This is a genomic window from Rhodobaculum claviforme (genome assembly GCF_016653255.1).
GTDB lineage: Bacteria > Pseudomonadota > Alphaproteobacteria > Rhodobacterales > Rhodobacteraceae > Rhodobaculum > Rhodobaculum claviforme.
The window spans coordinates 1-12510 of record NZ_NHSD01000105.1; the positions used below are offsets into that span (position 1 = coordinate 1).

Consider the following 12510-nt stretch of genomic DNA (forward strand, 5'->3'; position numbering starts at 1 on the left):
AATCATGTTCGGCAGGCTCAAGGACTGGCGCCGCATCGCCACACGCTACGACCGATGCCCCAAGGTCTTCCTCTCCGCCATCGCCCTCGCCGCAACCGTCATCTTCTGGCTATGAGTCCTGAGCCTAGCAGCAACCTTTGGACAGGGAGCATGGATTCATCAAGAGATATCGCAACCAAAGAATACTAAAACTCGACGAGAACCAAGCAACGGAGCCTCCCCCATGCCCCAGACCCTCCAGCAGATGATCGACGCCGCCAACGCCGTGATCCCCAAGATCGACCGCGCGCAGGCGGAGCAGCTGATGGCTGACGGCGCCCTCGTCGTGGATGTCCGCGATGCCCCCGAGGTGGTCCACGACGGTAAGGTGGCCGGGGCGCGCCATGTCTCGCGCGGAATGCTGGAGTTCCGGGCCGACCCGGCCTCGCCGCTGCACGAGGCGGCGTTCGACCCCGAGCGCCCGGTGGTGGTCTATTGCGCCGCCGGCGGGCGCGCGGCGCTGGCGGGCAAGACGCTGCACGATCTTGGCTACACCCATGTCTTCAACCTGGGCGCGTTCAAGGACTGGGTGGCTGCGGGCGGCGCGGTCGAAAGCCCGATGGAACGCGGGATGTAGGCGGCCTGCCCTTCGGACGGGCAATCCGCGCGGCGGGGAAGACGGCGGCGGCACCCTGCCCCTTCCCCTCGGGCCATTCCCCCGGTTAACGTGGGACATCGCAGCCGAAAGGGGATCATGGACGCCTTCTTCAACGAGATGTTCGACGGCGGGCAGGTGCGCGCGCCCTATGCGCGGCTTGGCGACTGGACGGGGTCCATGCCGGACGAGTTGCGCCACCTCAAGCAGGCGGAGGCCGAGGCGCTGTTCCGGCGCATTGGCATCACCTTCGCCGTCTATGGCGAGGGGGGCGATCCCGACCGGCTGATCCCGTTCGACATGTTCCCGCGCGTCTTCACGCAGGCCGAGTGGCGGCGGCTGGAGCGGGGCATCCTGCAACGCACCCGCGCGCTCAACGCCTTTCTGGCCGATGTGTACGACCGCGGCGAGATCATCCGCGCGGGCCGCATCCCCGCCGATCTGGTGCACCGCAACGAAGCCTTCGAGCCCGCGGTCATGGGCATCCGCCCGCCGCGCGGGGTCTACAGCCACATCGTCGGCATCGACATCGTGCGCACCGGCCCCGACGACTTCTTCGTGCTGGAGGACAACTGCCGCACGCCCTCGGGGGTCTCCTACATGCTGGAGAACCGCGAGATCATGATGCGGCTGTTCCCCGCGCTGTTCCGCGAGAACCGGATCGAGCCGGTGGACGGCTATTCCGAGGCGCTGCGGCGCACGCTGGCCTCGGTCGCGCCGCGCAAGTGCGACCGCGAGCCGACCATCGTGATCCTGACGCCGGGGCCGCTGAACTCGGCCTACTATGAGCACAGCTTCCTGGCGGACCTGATGGGGGTGGAGCTGGTGGAGGGCCAGGACCTGTTCGTCGAGGGCGAGTTTGTCTGGATGCGCACCACCCGCGGCCCGCAGAAGGTCGATGTGATCTACCGCCGGGTGGATGACCACTTCATCGACCCGCTGTGCTTCCGCGCCGATTCGATGCTGGGGGTGGCGGGGCTGATGGATGTCTACCGCTCGGGCGGGGTGACGATTGCCTCGGCGCCCGGCGCAGGCGTGGCCGACGACAAGGCCGTCTATTGCTTCGTGCCCGAGATGATCCGCTTCTACCTCGGCGAGGAACCGGTGCTGAACAACGTGCCCACCTGGCAATGCGGCAAGCGCGACGACCTGAAGTACGTCCTCGACAACCTGGCCGATCTGGTGGTCAAGGAGGTGCACGGCTCGGGCGGGTACGGCATGCTGGTGGGGCCCAAGGCGACCGCCCAGCAGGTCGCGAGCTTTCGCGAACGGCTGCTGGCCAACCCAGCGAACTATATCGCGCAACCGACGCTGTCGCTGTCGACCTGCCCCACCTTCGTGGAGGAAGGGGTCGCGCCGCGCCATGTGGACCTGCGGCCCTATTGCCTTGTGGGGGAGCAGATCAAGCTGGTGCCCGGTGGCCTGACGCGGGTGGCGCTGACGGAGGGCAGCCTCGTGGTGAACTCCAGCCAGGGCGGCGGGGTCAAGGACACCTGGGTGCTGGCCGAGTGATGGTCCCCGAATTGGGCGGAGTGGGCGGATGCTGAGCCGGACGGCCGAGAACCTCTACTGGATCGCGCGCTACATGGAGCGGGCGGAGAAGACCGCCCGCCTGCTGGAAGTGGGGGCGCGAATCGCACTGATGCCGGGGGGCATCGACGGGTACCGCAACGAATGGGACGCGCTGTTGCGCGCCGCCGGCAGCGCCGAGGGCTTCCACGCCAAGTACGGCGACGCGGTGCAGCGCAACATCGAAAGCTATCTGTTCTTCGACACCGACAACTCCTCGTCCATCGCGTCGTGCATCGGGCGAGCGCGCGAAAACGGCCGGGTGGTCCGCACGGCGCTGACGACGCAGGTGTGGGACGCGCTCAACACCGCGTTCCAGGAGTTGCGGGAGCTGCAGCGCACGCCGCGCTCGGAACTGCCGCTGAGCCACATGGTCGACTGGACGCTGCGCCACTGCGCACAGGTGCGCGGCGCCATCGAGGCCACGCAGCTGCGCAATGACAACTGGGATTTCCTCCACCTCGGCTATTTCCTGGAGCGTGGCGACAACACCGCGCGTCTGCTGGACGTGAAGTATTTCGTGCTGTTGCCCCGGCTCGACCTGGTGGGTTCGGGGCTGGACAACTACCAGTGGACGACGCTGTTGCGCGCGCTGTCGGCGCACCGGGCGTTTCACTGGGCCTATGGCGGGGATGTGACCGCGCACAAGATCGCGCATTTCCTGATTCTCAACCCCCAGTGTCCAAGATCGCTGAGGACCTGCGCCCAGGGCATGTCCGATCACCTCGACCGGCTGGCGCGCGGGTACCAGCGCAGCTCGGTGGTGCAGACCCGGGCGCGCACACTGTTGGGGGAGCTGGCGGAGATGACGGTGGAGGATGTGTTCGAGGAAGGGTTGCACGAATTCCTGACCCGCTACATCGCCGAGGTCGGCGCCATCGGCCGCCTCGTGGGCGAGGTCTATCTGAGCGGGGATATCCGATGATCGTCACGGTGGAGCATGTCACCACCTATCACTACGACCGCCCCGTGCGCGGCGTGGTCCAGAGCCACCGTCTGACGCCGACGCGGTTCGACGGGCAGACCGTCCTCGACTGGTCGGTGGAGGTCAGCGAGGGCACCGCCGGCGGCGGCTTCCGGGACGGCGCCGGCGACTGGGTCCAGAGCCATTCCGCCCACGGCCCGCTGTCGGAGATCACGGTCAGCGTGCACGGCCGCGTGCAGACGCAGGATCTGGCGGGCGTGCTGCGGGGTCACCGCGAGCGGATGCCGGCGGCGGCCTATCTGCGCGACACCGCGCCGACGCGGGCCGATGTGGCGCTGACGGAACTCGCGCGCGCGGCGGTCGCGGGCGCGACCGAGGATCTGGACCGCGCGCACCGCCTGTGTGCGGCCGTGGCCGAGGCCATCGCCTATCGCCCCGGCGTGACCGAGGCGCACACCACCGCCGCCGAGGCGCTGCGCCTGGGCGAAGGCGTGTGCCAGGACCACGCCCATGCGCTGATCGCCACGGCGCGTGTGCTGGACTTGCCCGCGCGCTATGTCAGCGGATATCTGGGCGGCGAGGATGCGGACGCGCAGGGTGCCGCCGCCGAGGCCGCCCACGCCTGGGCCGAGATCTGGGTGGCGGGGCTGGGCTGGATCGGCTTCGATCCCGCCAACGCCTGTTGCCCCGATGCGCGCTATGTGCGGCTGGGGTCGGGGCTGGATGCGGCCGGGGCCGCCCCGATTCGCGGCGTCGCGCGCGGCGGTGCGACCGAACGGATGGATGTGACCGTATCGGTGCGGGCCACGCAGCAGTGAAACGGGCACGGGGGCCGGTGTGGCCCCCGCGTCGCAAGTCCGGGAACGCCGGCGCGGGGGTCCGCGGCCGGCTGTGGGGTGTGGGGGATCGGACGTGACCTATTGTGTCGGACTGCTGCTCAGATCGGGGATCGTGATGCTGTCGGACACCCGCACCAACGCGGGTCTCGACAATATCGCGACCTATCGCAAGCTGTTCACCTTCGAGGTGCCGGGCGAACGGGCCATCGCGATCATGACCGCCGGCAACCTGTCGGTCACCCAGACCACGCTCGCGCGTCTGGAGGAGGCGATGTCGGACGACCCCGACGCCGATCCCGCGCGCAACATCCTCAGGGCGCCCACGATCCTGCGCGTGGCCGAGATCGTGGGCGAGGCCCTGTCGGAGGTGCGCGGCGAGATCGCGGGCCGCATGGCCGGGGCCGAGCGCATGGCCGGCGCCAGCATGATCGTCGCGGGCCAGCGGCGCGGCGGTGGCATGCGCATGTTCCTGATCTATCAGGAGGGCAACTTCATCGAGGCGACCGAGGACACCCCGTTCCTCCAGATCGGCGAGCACAAGTACGGCAAGCCGATCCTCGACCGGGTGGTGCGCCCGGACCTCGGCCTTGATGACGGGCGCAAGGCGGTGCTTCTGTCGATGGATTCGACCCTGCGGTCGAACCTGTCGGTGGGCATGCCGCTCGACATGGCGGTGATCGCCGAGGGCGACCTGCGCATCACCGAGCGCACCCGGATCGAGGCCGGGGACGCCCGATTCGCTGCGATGTCGGAGTCGTGGTCCCACGCCCTGCGCGACGCGTTCGGTCGCATCACGCTGTGACACCACCCCCGGCCGCGCCGGGGGGCTCTCAGGGCTCGGGCTCGGACAGCACATAGGTGCCGGGCGCCGGGCACAGCGGCGGATACCCCTCGGCGCCGGGTTCGCGCGCGGGGACCATCCGGCCCGACCGACGGCCCAGCCACCCCTCCCAGCGCGGCCACCAGGAGCCGTCGTGGCGGGTGGCCCCGGCACGCCAGTCATCGGGGTCCGCCAGCGGCGCGTCGGATGTGAAGTGGCCGTATTTCTTCTTTGACGGCGGGTTCACGATTCCGGCGATGTGGCCTGATTCGGCCAGGATGAAGGTGCGGTCCTTGCTGCCCATCCCCGCGATGCCCCGGAACGACGACCGCCAGGCGGCGATGTGGTCGGTCTCGCAGGCGATGGCGCACAGCGGCAGGCGCACGTCGCGCAGGCTGAGCGTCTCGCCGCAGATCTCGATCCCGTCCCGGGCAAAGCGGTCCTGCTGGCACAATCCGCGCAGGTACTGCACCGTCATGCGGGCCGGCAGGTTCGTCGAATCCCCGTTCCAGTACAGCAGGTCGAACGCCGGCGGCGACTCGCCCATCATGTAGCTGCGGATCGCCGGCCCATAGACCAGGTCGTTGGAGCGCAGGAACGAGAATGTGCGCGACATGAAGAAGGAGTGCAGGTAGCCGCGCTCCTCGACCTCGCGCTCGATCCCGTCGACGAAGTCGTCGTCGAGGAACACCCCCACCTCGCCCTGGTCCGAGAAGTCCGTGAGCGTGGTGAAGAAGGTGGCCGAGCGCACGGATGCGTCCTTGCGCTTGTGCATCAGCGCCAGCGTCAGCGCCAGCGCGGTGCCCGCCACGCAATAGCCCACGGCGTTGACCTTGGCCTCGCCGGTGATCTCCTTGGCGACGCGGATCGCCTCCATGTACCCCTCCTCGATGTAGGTATCGAGGCTGGCATCGGCATAGCTGGCGTCGGGGTTGACCCAGGACACCACGAACAGCGTATAACCCTGATCCACGATCCACTTGATCAGGCTGTTCTGCGGCTTCAGGTCCAGGATGTAGAACTTGTTGATCCAGGGCGGAAAGATCACCAGCGGGGTGGCGTGGACCTTGTCGGTGGCGGGGCTGTACTGGATCAGCTCCATCATGCGGTTGCGAAACACCACCTGGCCCGGGCTGGTGCCCAGATCCTCGCCGACCTTGAAGGCGGTGCGGTCGGCGAGCGACACCACCACCTCGCCCTCGTTGGCCTCGATGTCGCGCACCAGGTTCTCGAGGCCCTTCACCAGGCTCGCGCCGTCCGTCTCCACCGCCTTCGACAGGGCCTCGGGGTTGGTGGCGAGGAAGTTCGTCGGCGCGAACATGTCGATGATCTGGCGGCTGAAATAGGCCACCCGGCGCTTGTCGCGGGCGTCGAGGTGGTCGAGCTCCTGCACCGCGCGGTCCATCGCCTCGGACGACAGCATGTACTGCTGCTTGATGAAGTTGAAATACGGGTGGGTCTGCCAGAGCGGGTTGGAAAACCGCTTGTCGGCGGGGGTGTGGTCCTGCGGCGCGGCCAGCCTGCCCGAACGCAGTGCCTCCTGCGCTTCGACGTAGTGCTTCAGGGCAGCCCCCCAATAGCTGACCTGCTGTTCCAGGATTTTCGAGGGGTTCTGCATCATGTCGGCCACATAGGCGGTGGCCGCGCGCATGTAGAGTTCCTGGTCGGGGGCCTGAAGTGCCGGACGCACGGGCTTTTTCTGCGCCAGTGCTGCGACCAGGCGCTGCGACAGCTCCTCTATGCGTTCGAGGTTCTCGTTGAGGCGTTCGAGATTGCCGCCTTCGTCCTGTTGCCCGGTTGTCATGTTAATCTTTCCCCCCTATCGTGCTGCCGTGCAGCATGGCGGCACCCGGCCGGGGGCTTTGGCGGCGTCACACCAAGAACGGGGCACCCCCGGGAGAGGACCACACGATGCGTTACATGTTCACCTACGACATGATGGAGACGGTCCGCAACACCAACGAGTGGATGGGCGCCTCGGCGCGGGCCATCGCGTCCTATCCGATGTGGGGTCTTGTGCCCCATCCGATGTTCAAGGTCATGTCGGCGTGGGGACGGGTGACGGAGCGGTCGTTCGCGCGGATGGTGATCAAGCCCGACTGGGGCATCCGCACCGTCGTGGGCACGGACGGGCGCGACCACCTGGTCGAACGCACGGTCGAGGTCGCGCGCCCGTTCGGCGATCTGGTGCGCTTCAACGTCCGCGGCCGCCCCGAGAAGTCGCGCCGCATCCTGTTGTGCGCGCCGATGTCGGGACACTACTCGACGCTCCTGCGCTCCACCCTCGCGAGCCTGCTGCCCGATGCGGAGGTGTGGATCACCGACTGGCACAATGCCCGCGACATCCCGGTGTCGGCCGGTAAGTTCGACATCGAGGATTACACCCTCTATCTGATGGATTTCATCCGCCACATGGGCCCCGACACCCATGTCGTCGCGGTGTGTCAGCCGGTCCCGCTGGCGCTGGCCGCCACCGCCTATCTGGCCGAGCTGGAGCCCGCCGCGCAGCCGCGCACCCTGACGCTGATCGGCGGCCCGGTCGATCCCGACGCCGCCCCCACCGAGGTCACCGACTTCGGCCGCCGCGTGACCATGGGCCAGCTCGAACACCTGGCGCTGCAACGCGTGGGCTTCAAATACGCCGGGGCCGGGCGCATGGTGTATCCCGGGCTGGCGCAGCTGTCGTCGTTCATCTCGATGAACGCCGAACGCCACGGCAAGGCCTTTGCCGACAAGATCACCGCCGAAGCCAAGGGCGAAGGATCCGAGCGCGACAAGCACAACCGCTTCTACGACGAATATCTGTCGGTGATGGACATGACGGCGGAATTCTACATGTCCACCGTCCTGCGCATCTTCAAAAGCCGCGAGATCGCGCGCAACGACTTCGTGGTGGCCGGCCACAAGGTCGACTTCGCCACCATCACCGATTGCGCAGTCAAGATCGTCGAGGGCGCGAAGGACGACATCTCCGCCCCCGGCCAGTGCGCCGCCGCGCTGGGGCTGCTGACCAGCCTGCCCGACACCAAGAAGGCCCACCATGTGGAACCCGGCGCGGGTCACTACGGTATCTTTGCCGGTCGGTCCTGGCGCGACAACATCCGCCCCCTGGTGCTTCAGTTCATCGACGAGAACGCAGGCCCCGGCCGCCCCGCCAGCGGCGAGGCAGACCCCAGCCACATCCGCCTCGCGTCCTCCTCGGGCGGCTGAAGCGCCCTGCCGGGCGGCTCCGGACACAGACAGGATCGGATCAGGCGGCCCCCGTGGTCGCCTTTTTCTTTTGCGCACTGGCGGCAATTAATTCCTTGACCACCATCCGGGGTTGAGGAAAGTTTATTTAAGATTCTTCATTTGGAAGGATGGTCACATGAAGCATTTTGCAGGTGCGGCGGTCGCGCTGGTGCTGGCCGCGCCGGTGTCGGCGGCGACACTCGATTTTTCCGGGGACATCTGTGGGGGGCCTTGCATCAACAACGCCCCGATAGACAGCACTTACGGCAGCATTCTGGGTCAGCTTGCCGTCAGCTACACCTTCAACGTGAACACCGCCACTTCGGACGCGTTCCTGCGCTGGTACGGCCCAGACTACAGCGGCTTGACGGGCGTGGCCTACGGGGCCAACGGGGGCCGTCCGGAGATTCTGTTCACCCCCGCCGCCGGCTACGAGGTCACGATCAGGAGCTTCCAACTCGGCGCCTGGCCGAACCAGAATCGCACCACACAGGTGAGCGTGCTGGACAGGGACGGCAACGCGCTTTTCGCAAGCCCCGCCGGGATCACCATTTCCGGGACGGCCCCAACCACCTTCAGCGGCCCCTGGACCCGCAGCGACGGGCTCCGCATCCAATGGGGGCCGGACGGCTTCAACGTGGGCATCGACAACATCGTGTTCTCGGTCCAGCCGACCGGCACGACCAACGTGATCCCCCTGCCCGCGTCGCTGTGGCTGCTGGGCGGCGGGCTTGTGGCGCTGCTCGGCGCGGGGCGCACCCGCCGCCGCGCCTGAGGCGGCCGGGCCGCGCGCGCCCGGGGCCGTTTGCGGGGGCTGTCCGCATTGACCCTCCGGCTGGCCATGCTAAGGCCCCGGGGTCCACGGGCGCCATGCCCGCCGGACCCCACGCCACAGCCCGGAGGCCCGCGCCATGAACCTTTTCTCCGACATCCGTGCGCTGGTGCTGGACTGCCTGCGCGCGATGCAGGCCGAGGGGGCGCTGCCCGCGGGGCTCGAGCTGGACGCGGTGACGGTGGAGCCGCCGCGTGATGCCGCCCACGGCGACATGGCCACCAACGCCGCCATGGTTCTGGCCAGGCCTGCGGGCCTGCAACCGCGCGCCATCGCCACCGACCTGGCGCAGCGCCTTGCCGATGATCCGCGCATTGCCGCGGCCGATGTCGCCGGGCCGGGGTTTCTGAACCTGCGGCTGGCGCCCGGCGTCTGGCAGGCGCTGGTGGCGGCCGTTCTGGCGCAGGGCGACGCCTATGGCCGCTCGGACATGGGGGCCGGGCGCCGGGTCAACGTGGAGTTCGTCTCGGCCAACCCCACCGGCCCGATGCATGTGGCCCACGCGCGCGGCGCGGTGGTGGGCGATGCGCTGGCCCGGCTGATGGCGTTTGCCGGGCATGAGGTGACGCGCGAATACTACATCAACGACGGCGGCGCACAGGTCGACGTGCTGGCCCGCTCCGCCTTTGAGCGCTACCGCGAGGCGCACGGGCTGGAGCCCGCCATCGCCGAGGGGCTCTATCCCGGCGACTACCTCATCCCGGTGGGCCGGATCCTCAAGGACCGCTTCGGCGACACCCTGCTGGAGCGCCCGGAGGCGGAGTGGCTGACCCAGGTGCGCGAGATCGCCACCGAGGCGATGATGGCCATGATCCGCGACGACCTCGCGCAGCTGGGCGTCACGATGGACGTGTATTTCTCGGAAAAGTCCCTCTATGGCACCGGCCGGATCGAGGCGGCGCTGAAGCGCCTGACGGACGCCGGCCTGATCTACGAGGGCGTGCTGGAGCCCCCCAAGGGCAAGCGCCCCGAGGATTGGGAGCCGCGCGAGCAGACGCTGTTCCGCTCCACCGCGCACGGCGACGACGTGGACCGCCCGGTCAAGAAATCCGACGGCAGCTGGACCTATTTCGCCCCAGACATCGCCTATCACTTCGACAAGATCGAGCGCGGGTTCGATCTGCTGATCGACGTCTTCGGCGCCGACCATGGCGGCTACGTCAAGCGGATGAAGGCGGCGGTGTCGGCGCTGTCGGACGGGCGCGTGACGCTGGAGGTGCGGCTGGTGCAGCTGGTGCGGCTGTTCAAGGACGGCCAGCCCTTCAAGATGTCCAAGCGCGCCGGGACCTTCGTGACCCTTCGCGACCTGATCGACGAGGTCGGCGCGGATGTCGTGCGCTTCGTGATGCTGACGCGCAAGAACGACGCGCCGCTGGACTTCGACTTTGCCCGCGCGCTGGAGCAGTCCAAGGACAACCCGGTGTTCTATGTCCAGTATGCGCACGCCCGCGTGGCCTCGGTGATGCGCAAGGCCGCGGCGGCGGGGGCTGCGGTGGATGACGCGGCGCTGGCGGGCGCGGACCTTGCGCTGCTCGGCGATCCCGCGCAGATCGCGCTGGCGCAGAAGATCGCCCAGTGGCCCCGCCAGGTGGAGGTCGCCGCCCGCGCCGGAGAGCCGCACCGCATCGCCACCTATCTGTCGGAGCTTGCGGCAGAATTCCACGCGCTGTGGAACCGCGGCAACGACGATCCCGCCCTGCGGTTCCTGGATGAGGGCGCACCGGAGGCGGAATTGGCTAAAATTGCACTGGCCCGGGCCACCGGCGTTGTGATTTCCACAGGTCTTGGTATCCTCGGCGTGACCCCGGCGGACGAGCTGCGCTGAGAACAGCCCGCCCCGGAGCCATGAGCAGTCCGGACCACCGCGGGGCCCCCGGGCCCGCCGCGGTCCATGTCAGTGGGGCACGGCAGATGATGCAGGCGGATCACCACACGCGATTCGACACGGGCGATGGCGGCGACGGGCGCGGCGGCGGCTCGGCGCTGCGGATGCTGACCAATGTGCTGGCGGTGGTGGTGTCGCTGGGCCTGCTGGCGGGCTTCGTCGGCTGGGGCTGGACGCTGGCGGTGCGCGATGTGTCCGGCGTGCCGGTGGTGCGTGCGCTGGAGGGGCCGATGCGCGTCGCCCCCGACGATCCCGGCGGCCTGCGCGCGGCCCACCAGGGGCTGTCGGTCAACGCCATCGCCGCGGGCGCCGAGATCGCGCCGCCCGAACGTGTGCTGCTGGCCCCTGCGCCGCCGGTGCTGGAGGCCGACGCCGCCCCGCCGCCCTCGCCCCCGCGCGACGAAAGCGGCGCGGTGATCGCCTCGACCCCGGGGCTGACGCGCTCGCCGGTGCCGCCACCGCGTCCCAGCTACGACCTCGTGGCCGAGACCGCGGCGCGCGCGGTGCTGCAATCCCTCGCCCCCGGCGCCACGGTGGAGATCGACCCCGACAGCCTGGCCCCCGGCACCCGGCTGGTGCAGCTGGGCGCGCTGGACGACGGCGCCGCCGCCCGGTCCGAGTGGGAACGCCTGGCCGACAGCTTCCCCGCCCTGTTCGAGGACAAGGGCCGCGTGATCCAGGCCGCCGAGGCCGGCGGGCGGACCTTCTACCGCCTGCGCGCCCACGGCTTCGGCACCGAGGCCGAGGCCCGCCGCTTCTGCGCCGTCCTCATCGCCGAGGATGTCACCTGCATCCCGGTCCTGATCCGGTGAGCGGGCCGGCTGCTGCCATCCTCGGGCTGCCCGGCCCGGTGCTGGAGGGCACGGACCGCGCCTTCTTGCGCGCGGCCGACCCCTGGGGCGTGATCCTGTTCGCCCGCAACGTGCGCGACCCGGCACAGCTGGCCCGCCTGACGGCCGACATCCGCGACACGCTGGGCCGCGACGCGCCCGTCCTGGTCGACCAGGAGGGCGGCCGCGTGGCCCGCCTGCGCGGCCCCCACTGGACCGAGTGGCCCAGCCCCGCCACCGCCGCCGCCGGCCCCGCGACCGAGGAGGCGATCCACCTGCGCCACCGACTGATCGCCGCCGAGCTGGCCGCCGTGGGGATCGATGTGAACTGCGCGCCCTGTGCCGATCTTGCGGGACCGGCCACACACCCGTTCCTCGCGGATCGTTGCTATGGCACCACCGTGCAGCAGGTCGTCCGCAACGCCCGCGCCGCCGCCGACGGGCTGCTGACGGGCGGGGTGCTGCCGGTGCTCAAGCATCTGCCCGGCCACGGTCGCGCCACCGCCGACAGCCATTTCGCCCTGCCGGTGGTCGCGGCCCCGCTGGCCGATCTGGACGCCAGTGACCTGGCCCCCTTTGCCGCGTTGGCCGACCTGCCGATCGCGATGACGGCGCATGTCGTCTATGCCGCCGTCGATGACCGCCCTGCCACCTGCGCGCCGCCGCTGATCGCGCTGATCCGGGACCGGATCGGCTTTCGCGGGCTGCTGGTCACGGACGATCTGGGGATGCAGGCGCTATCGGGCACCGCAGCGCAGCGCACCGCGCAGGCCATCGCCGCGGGCTGCGACATCGCCCTGCATGGCAACGGCGACGCGGCCACCCTGCGCACGGTGGCCGACGCCGCGGGCCCCCTGACCGCCGCCGCGCAGGCGCGCTCGGACGCGGCGCTTGCCCGGCGCCGCCTGCCCGATCCGCACGACGCCCGCGCGCTGGCGTCGTGCG

The 12510-nt window shown here is 69.5% G+C and carries 11 protein-coding genes and 1 pseudogene; 11 read left to right on the forward strand and 1 reads right to left on the reverse strand.

From position 1 onward, the window contains the following. The 6 genes and pseudogenes from CCR87_RS02120 to CCR87_RS02145 all read left to right on the forward strand — a co-directional run. A pseudogene (locus tag CCR87_RS02120) lies at positions 1 to 115 on the forward strand (IS5/IS1182 family transposase); the annotation flags it as partial. Between the two features lie 108 nt (positions 116 to 223). After that, on the forward strand, positions 224 to 616 hold the full coding sequence (locus CCR87_RS02125; protein WP_201155698.1) for a rhodanese-like domain-containing protein: 393 nt from the start codon (positions 224 to 226) through the stop codon (positions 614 to 616). Between the two features lie 117 nt (positions 617 to 733). Further along, positions 734 to 2146: a circularly permuted type 2 ATP-grasp protein gene (locus CCR87_RS02130; protein WP_201155700.1), complete on the forward strand. Its 1413-nt coding sequence runs from the start codon at positions 734 to 736 to the stop codon at positions 2144 to 2146. Between the two features lie 28 nt (positions 2147 to 2174). Then, positions 2175 to 3128, forward strand: a complete 954-nt coding sequence (locus CCR87_RS02135) for an alpha-E domain-containing protein (RefSeq protein ID WP_201155702.1) — start codon at positions 2175 to 2177, stop codon at positions 3126 to 3128. Then, a complete protein-coding gene (locus CCR87_RS02140; protein ID WP_201155703.1) occupies positions 3125 to 3946 on the forward strand; it encodes a transglutaminase family protein in 822 nt (273 codons plus the stop codon). The genes CCR87_RS02135 and CCR87_RS02140 overlap by 4 nt, the downstream gene beginning before the upstream one ends. Before the next feature lie 94 nt (positions 3947 to 4040). After that, complete coding sequence (locus tag CCR87_RS02145; RefSeq protein ID WP_201155705.1) at positions 4041 to 4769, forward strand: peptidase; 729 nt, start codon at positions 4041 to 4043, stop codon at positions 4767 to 4769. A gap of 28 nt (positions 4770 to 4797) precedes the next feature. Here the strand turns inward: CCR87_RS02145 and CCR87_RS02150 are convergent, their stop codons facing one another. Beyond that, positions 4798 to 6591, reverse strand: coding sequence for a PHA/PHB synthase family protein (locus CCR87_RS02150; protein WP_201155707.1), 1794 nt, complete (start codon positions 6589 to 6591; stop codon positions 4798 to 4800). 107 nt (positions 6592 to 6698) lie between these two features. Between CCR87_RS02150 and phaZ the strand changes: the two genes are divergently transcribed. The 5 genes from phaZ to nagZ all read left to right on the forward strand — a co-directional run. Further along, positions 6699 to 7997 carry a polyhydroxyalkanoate depolymerase gene (gene phaZ / locus CCR87_RS02155; RefSeq protein ID WP_201155709.1) on the forward strand — a complete coding sequence of 433 codons (1299 nt, stop codon included), beginning with the start codon at positions 6699 to 6701 and terminating at the stop codon, positions 7995 to 7997. A 157-nt stretch (positions 7998 to 8154) separates the two neighbouring features. Continuing rightward, the gene (locus tag CCR87_RS02160) at positions 8155 to 8793 is read left to right on the forward strand and encodes a hypothetical protein (RefSeq protein WP_201155712.1); all 639 of its coding nucleotides are present in this window, start codon (positions 8155 to 8157) and stop codon (positions 8791 to 8793) included. Between the two features lie 136 nt (positions 8794 to 8929). After that, on the forward strand, positions 8930 to 10675 hold the full coding sequence (gene argS / locus CCR87_RS02165; RefSeq protein ID WP_201155714.1) for an arginine--tRNA ligase: 1746 nt from the start codon (positions 8930 to 8932) through the stop codon (positions 10673 to 10675). Between the two features lie 86 nt (positions 10676 to 10761). Beyond that, on the forward strand, positions 10762 to 11547 hold the full coding sequence (locus CCR87_RS02170) for an SPOR domain-containing protein (protein ID WP_242511804.1): 786 nt from the start codon (positions 10762 to 10764) through the stop codon (positions 11545 to 11547). Continuing rightward, positions 11544 to 12510: beta-N-acetylhexosaminidase (gene nagZ, locus CCR87_RS02175; protein WP_201155716.1), on the forward strand; the 967-nt coding region annotated here is incomplete at its 3' end. The genes CCR87_RS02170 and nagZ, both read left to right, overlap by 4 nt.